A 24,332-nucleotide genomic window follows, 5' to 3' on the forward strand; every position below is an offset into this window, starting at 1 on the left:
AGGAGCGACACAACCGAGGAGCCGCGACCACCGAGGGGGGCTTAGCAGTATGAGCCACGACTCCACTGCCGCGCCGGAAGCCGCGGCCCGGAAACTCTCCGGGCGACGCCGCAAGGAGATCGTCGCGGTGCTGCTGTTCAGCGGCGGCCCCATCTTCGAGAGTTCCATACCGTTGTCGGTGTTCGGGATCGACCGCCAGGACGCCGGCGTGCCACGCTACCGACTGCTGGTGTGCGGCGGTGAGGACGGCCCGCTGCGGACCACAGGGGGCCTGGAACTCACCGCACCGCATGGCCTGGAAGCGATCTCGCGCGCGGGCACGGTCGTCGTGCCGGCCTGGCGCTCGATCACTTCACCGCCACCGGACGAGGCGCTCGACGCGCTGCGCCGCGCCCACGAGGAGGGCGCCCGCATCGTCGGGCTGTGCACCGGCGCCTTCGTCCTCGCGGCGGCGGGCCTGCTGGACGGCCGTCCCGCGACGACCCACTGGATGTACGCGCCGACGCTGGCCAAGCGCTATCCGTCGGTGCACGTCGATCCACGGGAACTCTTCGTGGACGACGGCGACGTGCTCACGTCGGCGGGCACGGCGGCCGGAATCGATCTCTGTCTCCACATCGTGCGGACGGACCACGGCAACGAGGCGGCAGGGGCCCTGGCCCGCCGTCTGGTGGTCCCGCCGCGCCGGTCCGGCGGGCAGGAGCGCTACCTCGACAGGTCTTTACCCGAGGAGATCGGCGCCGACCCGCTCGCCGAGGTCGTCGCCTGGGCGCTGGAGCACCTCCACGAACAGTTCGACGTGGAGACGCTGGCGGCACGCGCGTACATGAGCAGGCGTACGTTCGACCGCCGCTTCCGCTCGCTGACCGGGAGCGCGCCGCTGCAGTGGCTGATCACGCAGCGCGTGCTCCAGGCGCAGCGCCTGCTGGAGACGTCGGACTACTCGGTGGACGAGGTGGCGGGCCGCTGCGGCTTCCGCTCCCCGGTGGCCCTGCGCGGCCACTTCCGCCGCCAGCTGGGCTCGTCCCCGGCGGCGTACCGGGCGGCGTACCGCGCCCGGCGCCCGCAGGGCGAGCGGCCCCAGGACACCGAGGCCGCCCCCGGCGGCTCCGGATCCGGCATGCAGGGCCACCCGGGGCACGGCGGGCACGGCGGCCAGCCGCCGGCCACGCTGCACCCGGAGCACGCGGTCCCGCTCCAGTCCCGCCGCACGGCGGCCGCGAGCGCGGTCGGCGCGTCCCCGGCCCTGTCGGCCAGCCTGCCGGGCCAGCGCAGCGCGACGTGAACGCGTGACGGGGCCCGCGAGGAGCACACCTCCTCGCGGGCCCCGCGCCGTTCCCGCGCGAGCTCCGCGCCGTCGCGGGCGGATCCGACGACGGCGGCGCACCTCTGCCGCCGCACACCCGCCGGGCCGGGAGAGGCCGGCCCCGCCACAGCGTCCCCACGGTCCCCACAGCCCCCGCCCGTCATTCCCCGCACGGCCGGCTCAGCCCGGGCCGGGGCGCCGTAAGGTGAGGGACATGAACGATCGCATGGTGTGGATCGACTGCGAGATGACCGGCCTCTCGCTGTCGGACGACGCGCTCATCGAGGTGGCCGCCCTCGTCACCGACTCCGAGCTGAACGTGCTCGGCGACGGTGTGGACATCGTCATCCGGCCGCCGGAGCGGGCGCTGGAGACGATGCCGGAGGTGGTGCGTCAGATGCACACCGCGTCCGGACTGCTCGACGAGCTGCCGAACGGCACGACGCTGAAGGACGCCGAGGAGCAGGTCCTGGCGTACGTGAGGGAGTTCGTCAAGGAGCCGGGCAAGGCCCCGCTGTGCGGCAACTCCGTCGGCACCGACCGCGGCTTCCTGCTGCGCGACATGCCGACGCTGGAGGACTACCTCCACTACCGGATCGTCGACGTGTCGTCGATCAAGGAGCTGGCCCGCCGCTGGTACCCGCGGGCGTACTTCAACAGTCCGCAGAAGAACGGCAACCACCGCGCGCTCGCCGACATCCGCGAGTCCATCGCCGAGCTGCGCTACTACCGCGAGGCCGTCTTCGTCCCGCAGCCCGGCCCCGACTCCGACACCGCGAAGACGATCGCGGCGAAGCACGTCCTGCCTGCTCAGTAGGTACGAACGGGGCCCGTCGGGGGCCGCCCGGAAAGCCGGGCGCGAGCACCCCTTCGGACCCTGTACACTTTTTCTCGGCCGGTCGGGGAACACACTGATCCCCACGCCGGTCATGGTGGGTGTAGCTCAGCTGGTAGAGCACCTGGTTGTGGTCCAGGATGCCGCGGGTTCGAGTCCCGTCACTCACCCTGATGCCGAAGGGGCTGACCCGGGAAACCGGGTCAGCCCCTTCGGCGTGTGCGCACGGCGTCGACTCCCCCGGGCGGGGGCGCCGTTGGCGAGCCCACCGGCGACGGGCCGGCGTCACGACGACGCGCGCGGCACCAGCTCCGTGGCCAGGACCAGCTGCCGGCGCTCCAGCCCCCGGGACGCGAGCGGGCGGCGGTCGGCGATCTCCGTGAGCAGCAGGTCGATCATCCGGCGGCCCATCTCCTCGATGGGCTGGCGCACGCTCGTCAGCGGCGGGTCCAGGTGACGCGCTATGGCCGAGTCGTCGTAGCCGACCAGCGCCACGTCGTCGGGGATGCGGCGCCCCGCCTCGCGCAGCGCCTGGCGCGCTCCGGCCGCGGTGACGTCCGAGGCCGCGAACACCGCGTCCACGTCCGGCCGGCGCTCCAGCAGCGCCGCCATCGCGCGGCGGCCGCCCTCCTCCGTGAAGTCGCCCCCCTCGATCAGCGTCTCGTCCACCGGGTGCCCCGCGTCGCTGAGCGCCGCGCGGTAGCCGTCGACACGGCGCTGGGCACCGTAGACGTCCCGGCGGCCGGTGATGTGGGCTATCCGGCTCCGGCCGCGGGACAGCAGGTGCTCGACGGCCTGGCGGGCGCCCCCGTAGTTGTCCGAGTCGACCGACGGCAGGCTCTCCGCCGCCGAGCGCGGGCCGCTGATGACCGCGGGGATCTCCAGCTGCGCCAGCAGGTCGGGCAGCGGATCGTCCGCGTGCACCGAGACCAGCAGGACGCCGTCCACCCGGTGGGCCGCCAGGTACTGCGCGAGCCGCTGCCGCTCCCGGTCGCTGCCCGCGAAGATCAGCAGCAGCTGCATCTCCGTCTCGGACAGCTCCGCTCCGACGCCCTTGAGCATGTCGGAGAAGTACGGCTCGGCGAAGAACCGGGTCTCCGGCTCGGGCACGACCAGCGCGATCGCGTCCGTGCGGTTGGCGGCCAGGGCGCGCGCCGCGGTGTTGGGCACGTAGCCGAGCTCCGCCACCGCCGCCTCGACGGCCGCGCGCGTGGCGTCGCTGACCCGGGGCGAGCCGTTGATCACCCGGGAGACCGTGCCGCGGCCGACACCGGCGCGCGCCGCCACCTCTTCGAGGGTGGGCCGGCCACCGCTTCGGCCCCGCGCTCCGTGGCTTGCCATGGGCTCCGCCTTCCCGTACAGACCCGCACTCTGCGGCTGGCCTGGAATTTAACAGGCTCGTCAGCTCCGGTGACCCGTACCGGCGGCTTGCCGCCCCGGGCCTTCCGCTTCCGGCCCGCACACCGGTGCCGCCGACACCCCGACTGGCTGGATACTGCCGACCGGGCATCCAAACGGCCCCCGACCCGGTCCAGTTAACGTCCCGATAACTGAACGCATCTCTCCCTGTCCGGTCCCTTGACACCCCCGCTCCGACCCGCGAACCTTCAACACATCACTGGTGGGAGCGCTCCCACAGTACCTGACACATACACAACCCGCACGTTCCCCGCCCGAGCCGCAGCGAGTAAAAACGGGTCCAACAATGCAGTTGGCCGGGGGGTCGGCACGTCAGGGCAACAGGAGGACGACATGCGAGCACGCATCCGAACCGCCCGCAAGGCGATGGCCGTCGCGGCCGTCGCGTCGCTGGGCGCCGGGCTGCTGGCCGGCTGTGCCGACGACGGTGGAGACGACAGCTCCGGCTCGTCGTCCGGCGGCAAGGGCAAGACCACGATCACCCTCGGGCTCTTCGGCACCATGGGCTTCAAGGAAGCCGGCCTCTACGCCGAGTACGAGAAGCTCAACCCGAAGATCAAGATCGCCGAGAACGTCGTCGAGCGCAACGAGAACTACTACCCGGCGCTGCTGAACCACCTGACCACCAACAGCGGCCTGCAGGACGTCCAGGCCGTCGAGGTCGGCAACATCGCCGAGATCGTCAACACCCAGGCCGCCAAGCTGGAGGACCTGTCCAAGGTCTCGGGCGTGAACAAGGCCGACTGGCTGGACTGGAAGTGGCAGCAGGCCACCACCAAGGACGGCCAGACGATCGGCCTCGGCACCGACATCGGCCCGATGGCGATCTGCTACCGCAAGGACCTCTTCGAGAAGGCCGGTCTGCCCAGCGAGCGTGCCGAGGTCGGCAAGCTGTGGGCGGGCGACTGGAACAAGTTCGTCGACGTCGGCGAGCGGTACAAGAAGAACGGTCCCGAGGGCACCACCTTCATGGACTCCCCCGGCGGCCTGATCAACGCGATCCTCAGCAGTGAGAAGGAGAAGTTCTACGACGCCTCCGGCAAGGTCGTCTACAAGACCAACCCGGCCGTCAAGGACGCCTTCGACCTGACCGCCGAGGCCGCCGAGAAGGGCCTGGTCGGCGCGCAGACGCAGTTCCAGCCCGCCTGGGACCAGACGATCGCGAACAACAAGTTCGCCGCGATGGCGTGCCCGCCGTGGATGCTCGGCTACATCAAGGGCAAGTCGCAGCCCGACGCCAAGGGCAAGTGGGACGTGGCCGTGGCGCCCAAGTCCGGCAACTGGGGCGGCTCCTTCCTCTCCGTGCCCAAGAACGGCAAGAACGTCGAAGAGGCCAAGAAGCTGGTCGCCTGGCTGACCGCGCCCGAGCAGCAGGCGAAGCTGTTCAAGGTGCAGGGCAGCTTCCCGAGCGCGCAGGCCGCCTTCGACAGCCCCGAGGTCACGGGCGCCAAGAACGACATGACCGGCGACGCCCCCATCGGTGAGATCTTCGCCGAGGCCGCGAAGCAGATCCCGGTCCAGGTGATCGGCCCGAAGGACCAGATCATCCAGCAGGGTCTGACGGACAACGGCGTCATCCTCGTCACGAAGGGCAAGTCCGCGAAGGAGGCCTGGGAGACGGCGACGAAGACCATCGACAACAACCTGGACCAGTGACCCGCATGGCCACCCGTCACGACACCGCCGCGCCCCCCGCCAAGGAGGGGGGCGCGGCCCCGGGCCGCCCGCCGGCCGCCCCCGTCTCCGAGCAGGAGCGGCGTCACCGGGCCAAGCTCTCCCGCCGCTGGCAGCGGGACGTGCGCTGGAGCCCGTACGCCTTCGTCTCGCCGTTCTTCCTGCTGTTCGTGGCCTTCGGCCTGTTCCCGCTGATCTACACGGGATGGGCCTCGCTGCACCAGGTGGAGCTGACCGCGCCCACCGACATGAACTGGGTGGGGCTGCGCAACTACACCCGCATCTTCGACGACGAGTTCTTCTGGAACGCGGCGAAGAACACCCTGACCATCGGCATCATCTCCACGGTCCCGCAGTTGCTGATGGCGATGGGCATCGCCCACATCCTCAACTACAAGCTGCGCGCCTCGACCTTCTACCGGGTCGCGATGCTCGCCCCGTACGCCACCTCGATCGCCGCCGCCTCCCTGGTGTTCGTGCTGCTCTTCGGGCGTGACTACGGGATGATCAACTGGGCGCTGGACTTCGTCGGGATCGACCCGGTCGACTGGCAGGGCGACAAGTGGCCCTCGCAGATCGCCGTCTCGACGATCATCATCTGGCGGTGGACCGGCTACAACGCGCTGATCTACCTGGCCGCGATGCAGGCGATCCCGCAGGACCTGTACGAGTCGGCCGCGCTGGACGGGGCGAGCCGCTGGCAGCAGTTCCTGCACGTGACGCTGCCGTCGCTGCGTCCGACGATCCTGTTCACGGCCGTGGTGTCGACGATCGGCGCGAGCCAGGTCTTCGGCGAGCCGCTGCTGTTCGACGCCAACAAGGGCGCCTCCGGCGGCGCGGAGCACCAGTTCCAGACGCTCGGCCTGTACCTGTACGAGCAGGGCTGGGTGAACCAGCACCTGGGCCGTGCCTCGGCGATCGCCTGGACGATGTTCCTGATCCTGATCGTCATCGGCATCGTCAACTACGTCATCTCGCGCCGGCTGCGCGCCAGTAGTTAAGGAGTAGTGGCCGTGACGACGACTGTGACGCCCCCCGAGACCACACCCGCCCGGCAGACCAGGCGTTCGCGCCTGCCGAAGTCGGCGCGGGCCGGCGGGACCCTGCACGGCGGTCCGATCGCGTACGCGATCCTGATCCTGTTCACGATCGTGTCGCTGTTCCCGCTGGTGTGGACCGCGATCGCCGCCTCCCGTGACAACCAGCGCCTGGCGCAGACCCCGCCGCCGTTCTGGTTCGGCTCCAACCTGTTCAAGAATCTGGAGATCGCCTGGACGGACGCCAACCTGGGCGAGGCGTTCCTCAACACCACGATCGTGGCCGGAATCTCGGCGCTCACCATCGTCGTGCTGTCGACGATCGCCGGATTCGCCTTCGCCAAGCTGCGCTTCAAGGGCCGCAACGCGCTGATGCTGATCGTCATCGGCACGATGATGGTGCCGCCGCAGCTGAGTGTGATCCCGCTGTACATGATGGTCGCCAAGCTGGACTGGACCGACCAGCTCCAGGCGGTGATCTTCCCGTCGCTGGTGAGCGCGTTCGGCGTGTTCTTCATGCGGCAGTACCTGCTCCAGGCGCTGCCGGACGAGATCATCGAGGCCGCCCGGGTGGACGGCGCGAGCAGCTGGCGGGTGGTGTGGCACGTGGTGTTCCCCGCCGCCCGGCCCGCGATGGCCGTGCTCGGCATGCTGATGTTCGTGCAGACCTGGAACGACTTCCTGTGGCCGTTCCTGGTGCTCACCCAGACCGGCAACCCGACCGTGCAGGTCGCCGTGGCCGGACTCGGCCGCGGGTACACGCCCGACCAGTCCCTGATCATGGCGGGCGCGCTGCTGGGCACGCTGCCGCTGCTGCTGGTCTTCGCGATCTTCGGCAAGCAGATCGTGGGCGGCATCATGCAGGGCGCCGTCAAGGGCTGACGCCCGTTCTGCAGGGGCCGGGCCGACGCCGCTCCGGCCCCTCCTCTCCTCTTCCCCTCCTCTTCCCTCCCCCTCCACCAACGGTCTCCACGACCTCATTGGGAGCGCTTCCATGCCTGACTCCGAGAACCCGGCCACCCCGGTGACCTTCCCTCCCGCCTTCCTCTGGGGCGCGGCCACCTCCGCGTACCAGATCGAGGGCGCGGTGCGGGAGGACGGCCGTACGCCGTCGATCTGGGACACCTTCAGCCATACGCCGGGCAAGACGGCCGGCGGCGACCACGGTGACATCGCTGTCGACCACTACCACCGCTACCGCGAGGACGTGGCGCTGATGGCGGAGCTGGGCCTGGGCGCCTACCGCTTCTCCGTCTCGTGGTCGCGGGTGCAGCCGACCGGGCGGGGCCCGGCCGTGCAGAAGGGCCTGGACTTCTACCGCCGCCTGGTGGACGAGCTGCTGTCCAAGGGCATCAAGCCGGCCGTCACCCTCTACCACTGGGACCTGCCGCAGGAGCTGGAGGACGCGGGCGGCTGGCCGGAGCGCGACACGGCGTACCGGTTCGCGGAGTACGCGCAGATCGTCGGCGAGGCGCTGGGCGACCGGGTGGAGCAGTGGATCACGCTCAACGAGCCGTGGTGCAGCGCGTTCCTGGGCTACGCCTCCGGCGTCCACGCGCCGGGCCGTACGGATCCGGCGGCGTCGCTGCGTGCCGCGCACCACCTGAACCTGGCGCACGGGCTGGGCGCCTCCGCGCTGCGGTCGGCGATGCCGGCCCGCAACTCGGTGGCCATCAGCCTCAACTCCTCGGTGGTGCGCCCGCTCTCGCAGGACCCGGCGGACCTGGCCGCGGCCCGCCGCATCGACGACCTGGCCAACGGCGTCTTCCACGGGCCGATCCTGCACGGCGCCTACCCGGAGTCGCTGTACGTGGCGACGGCCGGCCTCACCGACTGGGACTACGTCCTGGACGGCGACCTGACGCTGATCCACCAGCCGCTGGACGCGCTGGGCCTCAACTACTACACGCCCGCCCTGGTGTCGGCGGCGGACGCGTCGGCGAAGGCACCGCGGGCCGACGGGCACGGGTCGAGCGAGCACTCGCCGTGGCCGGCCGCGGACGACGTCGCCTTCCACCAGACGCCCGGCGACCGGACCGAGATGGGCTGGACGATCGACCCGACCGGCCTGCACGAGCTGATCATGCGCTACACCCGGGAGGCGCCGGGCCTGCCGCTGTACATCACCGAGAACGGCGCGGCCTACGACGACAAGATCGACTCCGACGGCCGGGTGCACGACCCGGAGCGGGTCGCCTACCTCCACGGCCACCTGTCGGCGGTCCGCCGCGCGATCTCCGACGGCGCGGACGTCCGGGGCTACTTCCTGTGGTCCCTGATGGACAACTTCGAGTGGGCGTACGGCTACGGCAAGCGCTTCGGCGCGGTGTACGTGGACTACGCGACGCTGGAGCGCACGCCGAAGACCAGCGCCCTCTGGTACGCGCAGGCGGCGCGGACGGGGACGCTGCCGGCGGTCGACGCGGTCTGACCGGGGACGGGGCGCGGGGCGCGGCACGATCAGGGTGGTGCCGCGCCCCGGTCACGCCTCGGCCCTTGCCGGCGCCGGGAGGGACGAGCCGTCGCCCGACCGGCGCCGCGTCACCGCTCCTTGCGCCGAGTGTCACCGCGCGCCGGTGTCATAGCGTGACCGGCCCGGGGCCAGTGCCTCGGGTAGGCCTGGAGCGGTGCCTCAAGCCGGCCCGGGGGCGGTGCCCCAGGCCGGACGGGGGCCAGTGCCTCGGGTCGGCCAGGAGCGGTGCCTCGGGTCAGCCCGGGGCCGCGCCTCAGGCCGGCCCGGGGCAGAAGCCTCAGGTCGGTCCGGAGGCGGCGGCCGTCCTGCCGCGCCGCCGGCGCCGGAGCTGCCGGTGCCCGCCGCCGGACGGGGCCCGCCCGTCCAGCTGGATCCAGATGCGCACCTCGGTCCCGCCGAGCACCGACGAGCCGATGCGCACGTCCCCGCCGGTGGACTCCGCGAGCCGGCGCACGATGTCCAGGCCGAGCCCGGTCGAGCCGTCGCTGCCGGAGCCGCGCCCGCGCGCCATGGCGGTCTCGGGGTCCGGTATGCCGGGTCCCGCGTCCGAGACGAGCACGATCACCGCGTCCTCGGCGTTGTGCACGTCGACCGCGAAGGCGGTGCCCTCCGGGGTGTGCCGGAAGACGTTGCCGAGCAGCGCGTCGAGCGCGGCGGCCAGGTCGGCCCGGGCCACGGGGATACGCACCGGCCGGTCCGCCCCGGCCACCCGCCACTTGCGGCCCTCGTCCTCGGCGAGCGCGGACCAGAACGCCATCCGCTCGCGCACCACCTCGGCCGCGTCGCACCCGGCGCCCGGCCCGGCCGCGGCCGTCTGCGGCTTGGCCTCCCGGGCCGTACGGATGATGGTGTCCACCTCGCGCTCCAGCTGCTCGACCGCCGTCCGGGTCTGCTCCGCCGCCGGCCCCTCGCCGAGCGAGGCGGTGTTGAGCCGCAGCACGGTCAGGGGCGTGCGCAGCCGGTGGGACAGGTCGGCCGCCAGCTCCCGCTCGTTGGCGAGGAGTTGCACGACCTGGTCGGCCATGGAGTTGAACGCGACCGCCGCCAGCCGCAGTTCGCTCGGGCCCTCCTCCGGGACACGGGCGCCGAGCTTGCCCTCGCCCAGTTCCCGTGCCCCCTCTACCAGGCGCCGGGCGGGCAGGACCATGCGCACGCCGAGGCGGTCGGCGACGGCGACGGAGCCGAGGACCAGCGCGACCCCGACCGCGGCGAGCACCGCCCAGGCCGTGGCCACGCCGTTGGTGACCTCCGACTCCGGCACGTACACCTCGACCACCGCGATCTCGCCGGTGCTGAGCGCGACCGGCTGGAGCAGCGTGGAGCCGCCGGGGACGCCGGTGGTGGAGGCGCGGCCCAGTCTCCGCACGGCCACGATGTCCCGGTCGGCGGCGCGCTGCCGCCCGAGTTCGAGGGCGCGCTGGCCGTCGCCCGCGGGGATGTGCACGGCCATGCCCGCGTCGGAGCCGGCCGAGGCGACGACCCGCTCCAGCTGGTCGCGGTCGGTGGTGATGGACAGGGCGGGGGCCACGGCCGCCGCCTCCCGCTCGGCGTTGGAGAAGGCGCGGTCCCGGGCCATCTCGCGGATGACGAGCCCGAGCGGCACCGCGAACGCGAGCACGACCATCGTCGTCACGGCCAGCGACACCTTGACCAGGGCCCACCTCATCGCGGCGCCTCCGCCCCCGGCGGTTCGAGCTTCACGCCGACGCCCCGGAGGGTGTGCAGATAGCGGGGGTTGGCGGCCGTCTCGCCCAGTTTCCGCCTGAGCCAGGACAGATGGACGTCGATGGTCTGGTCGTCGCCGTAGGACTGCTGCCAGACCTCGGCGAGCAGTTCCTTGCGCGGGACGACGACCCCGGGGCGGCGGGCCAGGAAGGCGAGCAGGTCGAACTCGCGGCGGGTGAGGTCGAGACGGGCGCCGTCCAGCTCGGCCTGGCGGCGCAGCGGGTCGACGGTCAGGCCGCCGACCCGCAGGACGGGGGACGGCTGCGCGGTTCCGGCGCCGGAGCGGGCGCGGCGCAGCACGGCGGCCATGCGGGCCGAGAGGTGTTCGACCGAGAAGGGCTTGGTGAGGTAGTCGTCCGCGCCCGCGTTCAGCAGCCGGACGATCTCCGCCTCGTCGTCCCGGGCGGTGGCGATGATCACCGGTACGTCCGTGATGCCGCGCAGCATCTTCAGGGCCTCGGACCCGTCCAGATCGGGCAGTCCGAGATCCAGGATCACCACGTCGAAGCGGAAATGGGCGACCTCGCGCAGCGCTTCCAGCGCCGTCCCGACACTGCGCACGGTGTGCGAGGCGTCGGTCAGATGCCGGATGAGCGCCGAGCGTACGAACGGGTCGTCCTCGACCACGAGCACACTTGCCATGCGCCGCACCGTACGCCATCGCGATCAGCCGGGTGCGGGCCTGTGGACAACTCCCGATGCGGGGACGGCGGAGCCACCCGTGCAGGCCGGCCTGTGGACAACGCGTGGGACTCGTGAGGCAGGATGGCCCGCGATGCGCAGAGGACTCGTTCACGTACTGGCCTGGCTGCTCGCCACGGGCGCGGCGGTCACGCTGTCGTGGTGGGGTGTCCACACGGTGATGGCGGGCACGGCCTACGACCCGCCGCGCGCGCTGCCCATCAAGGCCGTCGAGGCGACGGCACAGCAGCCGGAGCCGCCGGCCGCACCGCGGGAACGGACACCGCAGCCGAAGCGGACGCCTTCCAGCGCACCGCCCACGACGGCGAAGCCGAGCCCCTCCCCCAGCCGGGCCCCCAGCCCCTCCCCCTCGCCGACCGCCACCGCGACCGCGACCGCCACCGGCCGGGTCAAGAGCTACGACACCGACGGCGGCCGGGCGGTGTTCGACCTCGGGACGGCCTCCGCCTCCCTCGTCTCGGCGACTCCGGGCGCGGGCTGGTCGATGCAGGTGTGGAAGACGGAGTCGTGGATCCGCGTGGAGTTCTCCCGGGGCGCTGACCGGGTGTCGGTCTTCTGCACCTGGCACGACGGCCCGCCGCGTGTGGAGATCGGGACCTACTGAGCGCCGTCCGGGTTCACCGGAACACCGAGGCCGGCGGGGCCGGGGACGCCACCGCCGCGAGGTCCGTCACGGGCACGGCCCCGCCGGTGAAGTCGGTGAGCGTCCTGCCGTGCTCGACCCGGCCGGGGTGCGGGTCGGAGGCGGCGCGGCGGGTCAGCTCCGCGACCGGCAGCGGCGCGTCGGAGGCGACCAGGACGGCGTTCCCGAAGCGTTTGCCGCGCAGCACCGTCGGGTCCGCGACCAGCGCGAGCTGCTCGAACCGGGCGGCGGTGGTGGCGATCTGGCCGCGCAGGTGGGTCAGCGGCGGCCCGTCGGCGAGGTTGGCGGCGTGCACCCCGCCCGGCTTGAGGACCCTGCGGACGTCGTCGAGGAACTCGGTGGACGTCAGGTGGGCCGGGGTCCGGGCGCCGCTGAACACATCGGTGACGACCAGGTCGGCCCAGCCGTCCGGCACCTTGGCGAGTCCCTCGCGGGCGTCCGTGGAGCGCACCCGGATGCGCGCGTTCGGGTCCAGCGGGAGCTCGCGGCGGACCAGTTGGACGAGGGCCGCGTCACGCTCGACGACCTGCTGGGTGGAGCGGGGGCGGGTGGCGGCGACGTAGCGGGCGAGGGTGAGCGCGCCTCCTCCGAGGTGCACGGCGTGCACCGGCCGGCCCGGCGGGGCGACGAGGTCGATGACGTGCCCGAGACGGCGCTGGTACTCGAAGGACAGGTAGGCCGGGTCGTCCAGGTCGACGTGCGACTGCGGGGCTCCGTCGATCACCAGGGTCCAGGCGCGGGCCCGGTCGCGGTCGGGGATCAACTCGGCGAGCCCGCCGTCGACCCGCTCGACCACGGGCTCCGCGTCGGCCTGCCGCCGCCGACCGCTCCTGGACTTTCCCATGCGGCCATTATCGGGCGTCCCGACAAGCACCACGTACGCCTCCGGCCCGGACAGCGACTGCGGCACCGCGCACGCGTGCCGAGTCCCGTTGCGGTCGCACGCACGCGCCGGCCGGGTCCGGGCTGCGGTCCCGCGCACGCGCCGGCCGGGTCCCGGCTGCGGTCCTGCGCACGCCTGCGGGGTCCCGGTTGCGGTCCCGCGCACGCCGACCGAATCCCGGCTGCGGTCACGCACACGCCTGCGGGGCCCCGGTCCGATCATGCGCACGCCTGCCGGATCCCGACTCCGGTCTCGCGCACACCCGCAGGGTCCCGGCTGCGGTCACGCACACGCCTGCCGGATCCCGGTCCGGTCCCGCGCACGCCTGCGGGGTCCCGATCGGTCGCGCACGCGTGCCGAGTCCCGTTGCGGTCGCACGCACGCGCCGGCCGGGTCCGAGCTGCGGTCCCGCACACGCGCCGGCCGGGTCCCGGCTGCAGTCACGCACACACCGGCCGGATCCCGGTTCCGGTCGCGCACACGCCTGCCGGACCCCGACTCCGGTCCCGCGCACACCCGCAGGGTCCCGGCTGCGGTCCCGCACACGCCTGCGGGGTCCCGATCCGGTCGTGCGCACGCCTGCCGGATCCCGGCTCCGGTCCCGCGCACACCGGTGGCGCGGCGGCTGGGTTCCCGCGCCCGCGTGCCGAGCGGCGGCAGCCGTGCTCCCACTCGCCAGCCCGGCCGCAGGTGCGTTCCCGGCCGCAGCAGCGGCAGCGGCAGCGGGCCGCGCACGCCTGCCGGGCGGCAGCTGTGTCCCCGCCCGCCTGCCGGGCCACCGTCGTGATGCCCGCACCTGCGCCGGCAGCCCGGTTGCGTGCCGGCACACCCACGGGGAGCGGCAGCGGTCCCGTTCCCGTCTCCCGGGCAGCAGTGCCCGAGCGGAAGCCCTGCGCGAGTCCCCGGGCGTCCCAGGCACCCCGGGCACCCGGAGCCGGGCCGAGCGGCAGACGCCGCACCCGTCACCCTCCGGCCCGGCCGGACCTCACCGGCAGCTGTCGGCCGCCTCGATCGTCCGGGCGGCCTCGCCGAGGGCCTTGCGCAGGACGGCCGGGTCCGTCGCGAGGTCCGCGTCGCCCGGCGGCAGCAGCCAGTCCGAGCCCTCGACCGGGGGCTGGGGCGCGAGGATCATCCCGCGTCCGTCGGTGCCCGTGCAGGTGCTCCCCGGCACGTCCCAGGCCGCGGCCGTCCCGGGTGGGACGAGGAAGCCGAGTGTGCCGCCCCCGTCGTCGTGCAGTACGGGCCCCACCGCGTCGCCCGGCCCGCGCCGCAGGATGTCGACCGCCTCCAACCCCTGCCGTGCCGGCACCGTCACCACATCGCAGCAGGCCGCCTGCGTACCCGACGGCGTACGAGGATCGTTGATCCGGCTGGTCTCCATCCCGGCCTCCACCACGAGAACCCCTGCTTGGACGAGCGGTCGGGAGACGGGGGCTCCTCCCGGTCCACGGGGTTCAACGCGGCGGGCCGTCAACGGCTACGGCGGAAGTCAGCCGCAAAGGATGGCACTTCATGGCAGATCACGGATGAGATATCCGGTTTGTAGCCAAACTCAGCGTGAGGACTCCGACACAGCAGGTACGTTCTTGCTCGCCGGACTCGAGGCGGACGTTGCGGATGAAGCTGCCCAAGTCGCCCTGAATCCGGCATGGTTCGACGGTTCGCACGAGAGGACCCGGCCATGGCGTCGTCAGCGGTGACCTCGTCTCAACCCGACCGGCCGGCACGGCCGAATCTCGCCTTCCGGCGGCTGCGCGGACAGCGCTCACCGGCGGAGTTCGCCGCGGTGATCCGCCGGGCCGCCCTGGAGATCGGCGAGCAGGTCAGTTGTGACGCGCGCTACATCGGCCGGGTCGAGGCGGGTGAGATCCGCTGCCCCAACTACGCATACGAACGGGTGTTCTTGCACATGTTTCCGGGCCGCACACTCACCGACCTGGGGTTCGCGCCCCGCTCGTCGGTACGCGGACGCCGGGCGCGCGACACGGAGGACGCGCCCTGGCCGCGCACCACGAACCCGGCGGACGCCACGCGTGAGACCAGCGGAGCGTGCGAGCCGTATGAAACGCAGAACCCGTACGACCCGCACCACCCGCACGACACCTACGAGGAGAGCGACGTGCTACGTCGCGCATTCATGACCGGCGGCGGCGCCACGGTGGCCGCCGCCTCGCTGGGACCCGTCGGCATCGCCCGCGACGCCGCGGCGGCACAGCGCCCCGTGCGCCGCGCCGGGGCGAGCGACGCGGGTGCCCTGGAAGAAGCCGTGCGCCGGATCCGGCTGCTCGACGACCGGCACGGCGCCGACGGCCTCTACCGCCGCGCGGCCGCCCCGCTGCGCGCCGCCTACGCCCTGCTCGACGCCGGGGTGACCCGGCAGACGGCGGCGGACCGGCTCTACTCGGGCGCCGGCGAACTGGCCATCTCGGTGGGCTGGCTGGCCCACGACTCGGGGCGCTTCGACGACGCCCGCTCGCACTACGCCGAGGCCCTGGCGACCGCCCGGATGACCGGCGACCCGGGCCTGGAGGCGCACGCCTTCTGCAACACGGCGTTCCTCGCACGGGACGCGGGCCGCCCGCGCGAGGCGGTCCGGGCGGCCCAGGCCGCGCAGCGCGTCGCCCGGCCGATGGGGTCGGCCCGGCTGATGTCGCTGCTCGCGCTGCGCGAGGCGGGCGGCTGGGCCGGCCTCGCCGACCGCGTCGCGTGCGAACAGGCCCTGGCCCGGGCGCAGACCTTCTTCGAGCGGGGCCCCTCGGACGCCGACCCCGAGTGGATGAGCTTCTACGGCGAGGCCGAACTGGAGGGCCTGGAGGCGCAGTGCTGGTCCACGCTGGGCGACTGGCCCCGTGCGGCACGGCACGCGCGGCGGGCCGCCGAGCTGCAGGATCCGCACTTCACCCGGAACATCGCGCTGTACACGGCGGAGCTGGCGGACGACCTCGCGCGCGGCGGCCGGCCGGACGAGGCCGCGGTGGCGGGGATGCGGGTGCTGGACCTGCTGGAGGAGGTCCAGTCGTCCCGGATCCAGACGATGCTGGCGGCCACCGCGCGGGTGCTGCTGCCGCACCGCAGGGCTTCGGGGGTCTCGGCGTTCCTGGACCGGTACGCCTCCTTGCCCCGGACGCCCTGAGGCCGGTACGCCGCCCTGAGGCCGGTACGCGACGCCCTGGGGCCGTGCGCGACGCCCTGGGCCGGTACGCGACGGCCTAGGCCAGGTGACCGAGGTCGTTCCAGCTCTCGATCGCGGGCTCGCCGTAGGCCCAGCCCAGCACCGACAGGGACGTCGGGTTCAGCCGTATCCGTGCCGCGAAGTCGATCGGCAGGCCCAGCCAGCGCGCGCCGATGGAACGCAGGATGTGCCCGTGGGCGAAGACCAGGACGTCGCGGTCCTCGGCGCGGGCCCAGGCCACCACCTCGTCCGCCCGGGCCGTCATCCCGGCGAGGGTCTCGCCCCCGGGGACGCCGTCGCGCCAGATGAGCCAGCCGGGGCGGGCGGCCTGGATGTCCGCCGGGGTCAGGCCCTCGTACGCCCCGTAGTCCCACTCCAGCAGCGCGTCCCAGGTCTGTGCGCGGTCGCCGAAACCGGCCAGTTCGCACGTCTCACGCGCGCGTGCGAGCGGGCTGGTGCGCACCTCGGCCGCGGGCAGGCCGTCGTACGGCGCCCGGTGCAGGCGCTCCCCGAGCAGCTTCGCGCCACGCCTGCCCTCCTCCAGAAGGGGTACGTCTGTCCTGCCGGTGTGCTTGCCGGACAGGGACCACTCGGTCTGTCCGTGGCGGGCCAGCAGGATGCGCGGAGCCATGGGGAACCTTTCCGGAGGAAGAACGCAAGCGGAACTCCTCCATCATCGCGCACCGGGTCCGGGGGCAACCCGGGGGGCGATCTCTGCGTCTTTGAGGGCCGGAGGGCGCCCCCAGGGCGAGCCCGTACGCCGTAAAGTGGCACGACCGGACGGCCGGGCGCCGCGTGAGAAGAAGGGGGAGGGCATCGGATGCCGCACACCGAGACACCGGGCACCGAGGTGGATCCCGCTCCGCGGCTGCGCTGGTGGACCGAGCTGCCGCTGATCCTGCTGGTGTACGCGTGCTACTCGGCGGGCCGGCTCCTCGCGCGGGGTGACGTCTCCGGGGCGGTCGACCACGGTCTGGCGCTGCTGCGCTTCGAGAAGGCGCTGTACCTGAACTTCGAGCACCCGCTCAACCGCCTCTTCACGCGCGAACCCTGGATAGGCATACCCGCCGACTTCTGGTACGCGTCGCTGCACTACCTGGTGACCCCGGCCCTGCTGGTGTGGCTGTTCCGCTCCCGGGCCGTGCGCTACCGCGCCGCCCGCACCTGGCTGATGACGTCCACCCTCATCGGCCTGATCGGCTTCACGCTGATGCCGACCTGCCCGCCCCGGCTCCTCGACGCGAGCCACGGCTTCGTGGACACGATGGCCCAGTACAGCTCCTACGGCTGGTGGGGAGGCGCGGCGAGCGCACCGCGCGGCATGGGGGGCATGACCAACCAGTACGCGGCGATGCCGAGCCTGCACGTGGGCTGGGCCCTGTGGTGCGGTGTGATCCTGTGGCGCTTCGGCGGTACGCGCCTGACGAAGGCGGCCGGCGTCGCCTACCCCCTGATCACCACGATCGTCGTGATGGGCACCGCCAACCACTACTTCCTCGACGCGGTCGCGGGCGCGGCCGTCATGGGCGTCGGGCTGCTGCTGGCGCCGGTGGTGATGCGGACGGCCGACCGGGTCAGGGCACGGTTCGTGCCGCGCGTCGCACCCGTCCCGGCGGACACTTCCGCCGCGGGTTCCTCGATTGTCAGTGCCGGATGCCAGACTTCCGCGGGTGAGCGAATTCCACGGCAGCGCGAGTCCCGGTTCGGAGCAGGGGCCGAGCCGAGTGCCTCCCCCAAGGACGCGGGGGACGGCGCTCCGGCACCGGCTCGCTGAGCTGCGCGGCCCGGACGTCCCCGCGAAGGCACTGGACGCGCGGGCCCTGGCGGCCCTGGCCGCCAACCCCGGTTGCGCGCGGCGCGCGATCCTCGACGGCGCCGGGGTGAACAAGACGGCGCTGGCGAGCGCGCTGGGCGCGCCGTCCGCCTTCGGGCAGTCGCAGTTCGCGCTCACGCGGGGCAACGCGTTCGAGGCGAAGGTCAAGGCCGACGGCGGTGCGGAGCTGCTGCGGCTGGTGCACGCGAAGCTGGACCGCTCGGCCGAGCCGCCCACCGGCGCGCGCGTGCCCGACCTGACGGCGACCGGCCCCCAGGGACGCACGGCCCGTACGGCGCTGGAGCTGCGGGAGGCCGCCGCCCACCCCGGTGCGTGGACCCTGCTCGACCATCCGATGCTGGCCCTGGACGTCGCGGGCTCCCCGGCGTTCCTGGAGCCGGACGCGGTGGTGGTGCACCCGGACGGCAGCTGGACGGTGGTGGAGATCAAGTCCTTCCCGCTGCTGGACGGTTCGGCGGACCCGGCGAAGGTCGGGGCGGCGGCCCGGCAGGCGGCGGTGTACGTGCTGGCGCTGGAGGAGGTCGCGGCCCGGCTGGACCCGGCCCCGCGGGTGCGGAACCGGATCCTGCTGGTCTGCCCCCGGGACTTCTCGAACCTGCCGGCCGCGTCCGCCGTGGACGTCCGCAAGCAGCGCGCGGTGACGGCCCGCCAGCTGGCCCGGCTGACCCGCATCGAGGACATCGCCGACGCGCTGCCCGAGGGCACGTGCTTCTCGCCCGAGCTGCCGGCCGAGGAGCTGACGGCGGCCGTGGAGTCGGTCCCGGCGACCTACGCGCCCGAGTGCCTGTCCGCGTGCGAGCTGGCCTTCCACTGCCGGTCCCGGTCCCGTGAGCAGGGCGCGGTGACCTCGCTCGGCCGTTCGGCGCGCGCGGAGCTGGGCGGTCTGACGACCGTGGCGGACGTGCTGGCGGCGGCCCGCGGCGAGGCCGGGGACCCCGGTGATCCGGCGGTGGCGGCCCTGCGCCGCGCGGCGGCCCTGCGCGCCGAGGCCCTGGAGGCGGCGTGTCGCTGATCTCCACCCTGGCCCGTCTGGAAGCGGTCAGCACGGGCCGCGCCCAGCCCGCCGCCACCGTCCGGCACCGCCATCTGTCCGACCGCCCCCTGGTCTTCGTGCCGCTGGTCACCGCCGGTGAGGCCGGTGCCCCGCTCGGCGCGCTGGTCGGCACCGACCGGGACGCGCCGCGCCTGCTGGCCGTCCCGCAGCCCCGCGACCGCGATCTGAGGTTCGCGTTCCTGGCCGACCTGGCCGACGTGGTCCTGCCGTACGTCGACGCCTACGGCGAGGTCGTGGAGGCCGCCGAGCGCACCGAGACCGACCCGGAGACGGGCAAGCGGGTCAAGGTCGAGGTCGACCTGTGCGCGGACGCGCCGCAGCTCCTCGTGCCGAGCCGGGCGGGCATCGACCTGGTGCGGCTGCTCGGCCGGTCCACGCGCTTCCGGCGGACGGCCGAGCAGGACCCCGAGGCGCCCTACCCGGCGCCGCCGCGGGTGCCGCTGCTCGGGCGGTGGCTGACGCACTTCGGGGAGCGGGCCCGGGTGCCGGGCTCCTCCCTGCTGCTGGCGATGACGGACGTGCTCGGCCGGCACTGGGCGACCGGGCAGTCCACCCTGGAGGACCAGCACCTGGGGGCGCTGCTCGCCTGGATCGACCCGCCCGAGGGGGTCACGGGCGCCGAGGCGGCGCTGCGGGCCGAACTGGAGCGGGACGCCCAGGGGCAGCTGACGTGTCCCCCGGCCGGTCCGGCCACCGACCCGGCGTTCGACAACAAGCTCCTGGCCCCGGCCATCGAGCGCTACGACCGGGCCCGCACGGCGCTCGCCGCCGCCGAGGACGGCCTGGAGGCCGACGACCGGCTGGGCGCCGTGACCGCCGCCGAGCGGGAGATCCGGGACCTGGTGCTCAGCCGCACCCGGCCCACCTGGGACGCGGTCTGGCGGGGCCTGGACCTGCTGCGCGAGCTGCCCCCGGGGGCGCACGTCGAGGAGCGGTGGACGCGTGACCGCTGGTCGTTCACCGGCCACCGCGACCGGGTGCTGGCGGGTGAGCCGCCGCAGCCGCGCCGCGACGACGCGGTCACGGCGGCGAACAAGCTGGCCACCCGCGAGCGCGAACAGGCCCGGCTGGAGGCCCAGGAGGCCCTCGACGACCCGCTGGTGATGGCCGGCCGGCGGCTGTCCGGGGAGGCGTTCGCGGGCGAGGTCACCGACGTCGTGATGGCGTACAGCGACGGCAAGCGCCCCAGCCCCCGCCCCCTGGTCACGGTCCGCACGGACGACCGGCCGCATCTCGGGGAGCGCGCGAAGGTGTACCGGTCGCTGGGCGGGAAGCCGCAGTCGGCGGAGTTCGTCGCGGCCGAGGAGGACGGCGCGTACGTCGTGCTGCGGATCCTCGACAAGATGGGCCGTGGCAAGGAGCCCGAGCCGGGGTCGGTGCCGGACAAGGGCGACCGGGTCTGCTTCACGCTCTTCGAGCACGAGCAGCGGGGCGGGGCCAAGCTGCCCGACCCGGAGCAGACGCCGTGGACGCACGGCGGGCCGCCCGGCGAGGCGACCCTGGAGCCCGCGGACCCGGTGACCGAGGAGGATGTGCTGTGACCACGGTGTTCGACCCCTCGTCCGCCGCGGCCCAGGCCACCGACGCGATCCTGCACGACACGCTGCACGGCACCGCGCGCGGGGTCGTCGTGGACTCCCCGCCCGGCGCGGGCAAGTCGACCCTGGTGGTGCGCGCGGCCCTGGAACTGGCCGAGGCCGGTCACCCCCTGATGGTGGTCGCGCAGACCAACGCCCAGGTCGACGACCTCGTCCTGCGGCTCGCCGAGAAGAACCCCGAACTGCCCGTGGGACGGCTGCACAGCAGCGACGCCGACCCGTACGACAAGGCCCTCGACGGCCTGGACAACGTCCGCAAGTCGGCGAAGGCGGGCGACCTCGCGGGGCTGGCGGTGGTGATCTCCACGGCGGCGAAGTGGGCGCACGTGAAGACCGACGAGCCGTGGCGGCACGCGATCGTCGACGAGGCCTACCAGATGCGCTCGGACGCGCTGCTGGCGGTGGCCGGGCTGTTCGAGCGGGCGCTGTTCGTGGGCGACCCGGGGCAGCTGGACCCGTTCGCGATCGTCGGCAGCGAGCAGTGGGCGGGCCTCGCCTACGACCCGTCGGCCTCGGCGGTGACGACCCTGCTCGCGCACAACCCGGACCTGCCCCAGCACCGGCTGCCGGTGTCCTGGCGGCTCCCGGCCTCGGCGGCGCCCCTGGTGTCGGACGCCTTCTACCCGTACACGCCGTTCCGCAGCGGCACCGGCCACGGCGACCGTTCGCTGGCCTTCGCGGTGCCGTCGGACGGCTCGGGCCCCGACCGGGTGATCGACGAGGCGGCCGCCTCGGGCTGGGGCCTGCTGGAGCTGCCCGCCCGGCACACCCCGCGCACGGACCCGGAGGCGGTGCGGGCGGTGGCGGCGGTGGTGCGCCGGCTGCTGGACCGCGGCGGCGCCGCGACCTCGGAACGCTCACCGGACCCGGCCCCGCTCACGGCCGACCGGATCGCCGTGGGCACGGCGCACCGCGACCAGGCGGCCGCGGTGCGCGCGGCCCTGGCCGAGCTCGGCGTCACCGATGTGGTCGTGGACACCGCGAACCGGCTGCAGGGCCGCGAGTACGACGTCACGGTGGTCCTCCACCCCCTGTCCGGCCGCCCCGACGCCACCGCCTTCCACCTGGAGACGGGCCGTCTCTGTGTCCTGGCCTCCCGCCACCGCCACGCGTGCGTCGTGGTGTGCCGCGCGGGCGTGAGCGACCTGCTGGACGACTATCCGTCGACGGAGCCGGTCCAGCTGGGGACGGTGGTGAAGTTTCCCGACGGCTGGGAGGCGAACCACGCGGTGCTGGCCCATCTGGCCGAACATCGCGTCTCCTGGCAGCCGTAGCGAACGCGCGGTGGTGGAACGGCCGTATCCACCACCGCGATGCCCACTTGCGCGCCCGCGAGACAATGGACGGTGGCCCGCTCCACCTGGAGGGTCAGCGCGACGTACGAGGAGGAGAAGACATGGCGGAGCCCACGCCGCGTCGGAACGAACCGCGGCTACGCCCCGCGCCCCTGCTCTTCGAGCCCGCGGAGGCGGCCTCGGACCCCGAGCACTTCTTCGACCTCGAGTCGATCGACGATCCCCGGGCGCTGCTGTCCCGGGCCACGGAGCTGACGCTGGCCTTCCGGGCCGCGGCGGACCGGGCGGTGGAGTTCCAGGCGATGGCGGCGGCGCAGCTGGCCGATCCGCGGCGGTTCGACCGGCTGACGACGGCGGACATCGCCGAGCGGGCCGAGTGGACCGAGGACTACGCCAAGAAGATGGTCGAGTTCGGACGGGACCTGATGCGGGGCGAGGCCGAGGGCCGGGGGCCCGGCGACCCTGCCTAGGGGGCCCGCCCGCCCGGCATATGCCAGGCGGGCAAGATACCCCCACGGACCCGCTCCTGTCCCGGTTTCCCGCGACCGACGGGAACCGCACGCTCACGCCCGGTACACCTGGAGGCATGAGCAGCGCATGGAACGCCTCCCAGGTCACCCCGGACGGAGCCGCCTGGCTCGCCTCGGCAGGAACGTATCCGCGAAGCACGCTCGCCCTGTGGGAGGAGCGCCCGGACGCGCCGGTCGTCCTGCCCTGCGGGTCGGTCTTCGACGTGGTGAGCGCGCCCGTGATGTTCGGGCGGCGGATGCTCGACCGGCTGTGGGACGACGGGCCCGGCTCGGGCCCGGTGGCGGAGTACCGCGGCAGGATGCTGCTGTTCGCCGCGCCCGGCACGGCCCAGCGGCTGCCGGCGCTGCTGGAGTGGGAGGAGTGGGGCGCGCACGGCCGGGACGCGGGTGACGCCCGGGGCGCCCGGGACAGCCGCCGCACCGACGACGTCCCCCCGCTGCTCTGCCACGGCACCGGCGACGCCGTGACCGTCCCCGCACCCGTCGGGAGCGCCTCCCGCTCCCGCTGGCTCGTCGCCCCCGACACCCGCCGGCCCTGGCTTCCCGGCCCCGAGGTCCTGCTGTGGGCGGCGGTGCGGGCGGCCCGCTCCGCCGTGCGGATTTCGATTTTTCCTCCCGCCGACCAGGATGCTAAGGTCTACGACGTCAGCAGGCGCCGCTAGCTCAGTTGGTTAGAGCAGCTGACTCTTAATCAGCGGGTCCGGGGTTCGAGTCCCTGGCGGCGCACGACAGTGAAAGGCCCCCTCGCGCGAGCGAGGGGGCCTTGTCGCATGCCGCGGCGGGCCTTCCGCGCCGCGGCCCGTGCTCAGTGGCCGACGCCGATCTTGACGATCCAGGCCCCGGCGGCCGTCCGCCCCTCCACTTCCACGCGCACGCCCTCCCCCGGCACCGTGAAGCTCTCCCCGAGGGCGATCGGGGCGTCCGCGAGGGGCGGGTAGACCGAGTCCTCCCAGCAGGCCTCCGTGCGCGGATGGGCGTCGATCACCTCGATGGGTCCGCCCCCGGACTGCGCCCCGCCCCGCACCCGGTACACCAGCACTCCCTGCCGGCACGCGGCCGCGTCGTTGCCCACCGGCCCCCGCGCCTCGAAGGCGAGGACGCTGTCCCGCCCCGTGCGCACCACGGCGAGCTTGGTGCCCCGCCCGAGCCCGAAGGCCGGCGACCCGGCGGCGCCCTCCGCCGGCACGCCCGGCCCCGCGGCCAGCGGCTCCAGGGTCAGCCGCGCGGGTCCGGCGTCCTGGACGCACCGCACCTGCCGGGAGTCCAGCCAGCCCAGCTTCCACTTGTGCCAGCCGAACAGATCCGGGGCGAGTCCGAACTGGCTGCCCATCAGGTCCCAGTCGCCGACGTGCGTGTCCCAGTCGCCCTTGCCGTCGGCGGGGCGGTGGTACAGGTCGGGCAGATCGAACACGTGACCGGTCTCATGGGCGAGAACCAGCCGGTCCGGTGGATGCTGCTCGAACACCGTGACGATCCGGCGCAGATCGGTGCCGTCGGCCCGCAGCGGGCTCGTGAGGTTGACCACCTTGGTCGCGTCGGAGTCCACGCCGGGCGCGTCCGGGTCGGCGACGAAGTACACGACGTCGTAGCGCGAGAAGTCGACCTGCGGGTCGGTGACGGCGAGGGCGTCGCGCAGGTAGGCGGACCGGTGCTCGGGGCTCCAGTCGCGCTGTATGGCGTACGCCGTGGAGGGCTGCGGCATCTGGATCCAGTGCCCGAGCGGGTGCGGGCGCAGGGTGAAGCGGCCGTAGGAAGCCCGTTCGAAGAAGCGGGTGGTCGCCGGGAAGTGGTCGGCGGTCAGCTCCTGCGGCGTGGTCAGCGGGTGCGCGTCCGGGAAGGACAGGAAGACCATGACCGCGTCCAGGGAACGGGCCGGGCGCGGATACGCGGAGTTCCAGGTGTCCAGGCCCTCCGAGTGGTGGGCGTCGGTGCGCGTGAGGGCGCAGGGCGCGGCCGAGTCGGCCTCGGCGGCCGAGGGACCGGTACCCAGGGACGTCGCGGCGAGGGCCGACATGGTGGTGAACACGGCCGCGGTGCTGCGCAGTCGGGCGCGCGGAAACGGACGCGGCACGGGTACCTCCGGGTACGGTTCGCGGGACACCGCACCCAGCCTGTGACGGTTTGTCGTACTGCGCCCTGTTTGCCTGCACCA

General features: G+C 73.6%; 21 protein-coding genes and 2 tRNA genes. 16 read left to right on the plus strand and 7 right to left on the minus strand.

What is annotated here, in order from left to right; translation table 11 throughout:
* Positions 1-49 precede the first annotated feature (49 nt).
* From ACPXCS_RS10365 to ACPXCS_RS10375, 3 genes are all read left to right on the plus strand, one after another.
* Positions 50-1,285 (plus strand): helix-turn-helix domain-containing protein, encoded by a 1,236-nt coding sequence (locus ACPXCS_RS10365; RefSeq protein ID WP_425947325.1) that lies wholly within the window; start codon positions 50-52, stop codon positions 1,283-1,285.
* Between the two features lie 235 nt (positions 1,286-1,520).
* The gene (gene orn, locus ACPXCS_RS10370; protein WP_425947326.1) at positions 1,521-2,123 is read left to right on the plus strand and encodes an oligoribonuclease; all 603 of its coding nucleotides are present in this window, start codon (positions 1,521-1,523) and stop codon (positions 2,121-2,123) included.
* A 115-nt stretch (positions 2,124-2,238) separates the two neighbouring features.
* Positions 2,239-2,311 (plus strand) — tRNA-His (locus ACPXCS_RS10375).
* Between the two features lie 115 nt (positions 2,312-2,426).
* On the opposite strand, the gene ACPXCS_RS10380 is transcribed toward ACPXCS_RS10375, so the two are convergent.
* Positions 2,427-3,482, minus strand: a complete 1,056-nt coding sequence (locus tag ACPXCS_RS10380; protein ID WP_425947328.1) for a LacI family DNA-binding transcriptional regulator — start codon at positions 3,480-3,482, stop codon at positions 2,427-2,429.
* Positions 3,483-3,893: 411 nt separating this feature from the next.
* On the opposite strand from ACPXCS_RS10380, the gene ACPXCS_RS10385 reads away from it, so the two are divergent.
* The 4 genes from ACPXCS_RS10385 (at position 3,894) to ACPXCS_RS10400 (ending at position 8,702) form a co-directional block, all read left to right on the plus strand.
* On the plus strand, positions 3,894-5,216 hold the full coding sequence (locus ACPXCS_RS10385; RefSeq protein WP_425947330.1) for an ABC transporter substrate-binding protein: 1,323 nt from the start codon (positions 3,894-3,896) through the stop codon (positions 5,214-5,216).
* 5 nt (positions 5,217-5,221) lie between these two features.
* The gene (locus tag ACPXCS_RS10390) at positions 5,222-6,235 is read left to right on the plus strand and encodes a carbohydrate ABC transporter permease (protein WP_425947332.1); all 1,014 of its coding nucleotides are present in this window, start codon (positions 5,222-5,224) and stop codon (positions 6,233-6,235) included.
* A 12-nt stretch (positions 6,236-6,247) separates the two neighbouring features.
* Positions 6,248-7,153 carry a carbohydrate ABC transporter permease gene (locus ACPXCS_RS10395; RefSeq protein ID WP_351350647.1) on the plus strand — a complete coding sequence of 302 codons (906 nt, stop codon included), beginning with the start codon at positions 6,248-6,250 and terminating at the stop codon, positions 7,151-7,153.
* A gap of 112 nt (positions 7,154-7,265) precedes the next feature.
* Positions 7,266-8,702, plus strand: coding sequence for a GH1 family beta-glucosidase (locus ACPXCS_RS10400; protein ID WP_425947334.1), 1,437 nt, complete (start codon positions 7,266-7,268; stop codon positions 8,700-8,702).
* A 319-nt stretch (positions 8,703-9,021) separates the two neighbouring features.
* Here the strand turns inward: ACPXCS_RS10400 and ACPXCS_RS10405 are convergent, their stop codons facing one another.
* The gene (locus tag ACPXCS_RS10405; protein ID WP_425947336.1) at positions 9,022-10,410 is read right to left on the minus strand and encodes a sensor histidine kinase; all 1,389 of its coding nucleotides are present in this window, start codon (positions 10,408-10,410) and stop codon (positions 9,022-9,024) included.
* A complete protein-coding gene (locus ACPXCS_RS10410; protein ID WP_425947338.1) occupies positions 10,407-11,111 on the minus strand; it encodes a response regulator transcription factor in 705 nt (234 codons plus the stop codon). Before ACPXCS_RS10410 ends, ACPXCS_RS10405 begins: the two co-directional genes overlap by 4 nt.
* Before the next feature lie 133 nt (positions 11,112-11,244).
* Between ACPXCS_RS10410 and ACPXCS_RS10415 the strand changes: the two genes are divergently transcribed.
* Complete coding sequence (locus ACPXCS_RS10415; protein ID WP_425947340.1) at positions 11,245-11,775, plus strand: hypothetical protein; 531 nt, start codon at positions 11,245-11,247, stop codon at positions 11,773-11,775.
* Between the two features lie 13 nt (positions 11,776-11,788).
* Here the strand turns inward: ACPXCS_RS10415 and ACPXCS_RS10420 are convergent, their stop codons facing one another.
* Positions 11,789-12,658 carry a spermidine synthase gene (locus ACPXCS_RS10420; RefSeq protein WP_425947341.1) on the minus strand — a complete coding sequence of 290 codons (870 nt, stop codon included), beginning with the start codon at positions 12,656-12,658 and terminating at the stop codon, positions 11,789-11,791.
* Positions 12,659-13,682: 1,024 nt separating this feature from the next.
* Positions 13,683-14,078, minus strand: coding sequence for a hypothetical protein (locus tag ACPXCS_RS10425; protein ID WP_425947342.1), 396 nt, complete (start codon positions 14,076-14,078; stop codon positions 13,683-13,685).
* 300 nt (positions 14,079-14,378) lie between these two features.
* Between ACPXCS_RS10425 and ACPXCS_RS10430 the strand changes: the two genes are divergently transcribed.
* Positions 14,379-15,830 (plus strand): hypothetical protein, encoded by a 1,452-nt coding sequence (locus ACPXCS_RS10430; RefSeq protein ID WP_425947344.1) that lies wholly within the window; start codon positions 14,379-14,381, stop codon positions 15,828-15,830.
* 76 nt (positions 15,831-15,906) lie between these two features.
* Here the strand turns inward: ACPXCS_RS10430 and ACPXCS_RS10435 are convergent, their stop codons facing one another.
* On the minus strand, positions 15,907-16,500 hold the full coding sequence (locus tag ACPXCS_RS10435; protein WP_425947346.1) for a histidine phosphatase family protein: 594 nt from the start codon (positions 16,498-16,500) through the stop codon (positions 15,907-15,909).
* Positions 16,501-16,689: 189 nt separating this feature from the next.
* On the opposite strand from ACPXCS_RS10435, the gene ACPXCS_RS10440 reads away from it, so the two are divergent.
* From ACPXCS_RS10440 to ACPXCS_RS10470, 7 genes are all read left to right on the plus strand, one after another.
* Positions 16,690-17,643 (plus strand): phosphatase PAP2 family protein, encoded by a 954-nt coding sequence (locus tag ACPXCS_RS10440; protein WP_425947348.1) that lies wholly within the window; start codon positions 16,690-16,692, stop codon positions 17,641-17,643.
* The gene (locus ACPXCS_RS10445; RefSeq protein WP_425947349.1) at positions 17,594-18,715 is read left to right on the plus strand and encodes a hypothetical protein; all 1,122 of its coding nucleotides are present in this window, start codon (positions 17,594-17,596) and stop codon (positions 18,713-18,715) included. The genes ACPXCS_RS10440 and ACPXCS_RS10445 overlap by 50 nt, the downstream gene beginning before the upstream one ends.
* Positions 18,706-20,298 (plus strand): hypothetical protein, encoded by a 1,593-nt coding sequence (locus tag ACPXCS_RS10450; RefSeq protein ID WP_425947351.1) that lies wholly within the window; start codon positions 18,706-18,708, stop codon positions 20,296-20,298. The genes ACPXCS_RS10445 and ACPXCS_RS10450 overlap by 10 nt, the downstream gene beginning before the upstream one ends.
* Complete coding sequence (locus ACPXCS_RS10455; RefSeq protein ID WP_425947353.1) at positions 20,295-21,629, plus strand: AAA domain-containing protein; 1,335 nt, start codon at positions 20,295-20,297, stop codon at positions 21,627-21,629. Before ACPXCS_RS10450 ends, ACPXCS_RS10455 begins: the two co-directional genes overlap by 4 nt.
* A gap of 122 nt (positions 21,630-21,751) precedes the next feature.
* On the plus strand, positions 21,752-22,120 hold the full coding sequence (locus ACPXCS_RS10460; RefSeq protein ID WP_425947354.1) for a hypothetical protein: 369 nt from the start codon (positions 21,752-21,754) through the stop codon (positions 22,118-22,120).
* A gap of 116 nt (positions 22,121-22,236) precedes the next feature.
* A complete protein-coding gene (locus tag ACPXCS_RS10465) occupies positions 22,237-22,842 on the plus strand; it encodes a bifunctional DNA primase/polymerase (protein ID WP_425947356.1) in 606 nt (201 codons plus the stop codon).
* A tRNA-Lys gene (locus ACPXCS_RS10470) sits at positions 22,833-22,906 on the plus strand. Before ACPXCS_RS10465 ends, ACPXCS_RS10470 begins: the two co-directional genes overlap by 10 nt.
* A gap of 79 nt (positions 22,907-22,985) precedes the next feature.
* Here ACPXCS_RS10470 and ACPXCS_RS10475 read toward each other — a convergent pair.
* Complete coding sequence (locus ACPXCS_RS10475; RefSeq protein WP_425947358.1) at positions 22,986-24,251, minus strand: M6 family metalloprotease domain-containing protein; 1,266 nt, start codon at positions 24,249-24,251, stop codon at positions 22,986-22,988.
* Positions 24,252-24,332 lie beyond the last annotated feature (81 nt).

The organism is Streptomyces sp. DT190 (assembly GCF_049846985.1).
Classification (GTDB): Bacteria; Actinomycetota; Actinomycetes; order Streptomycetales; family Streptomycetaceae; genus Streptomyces.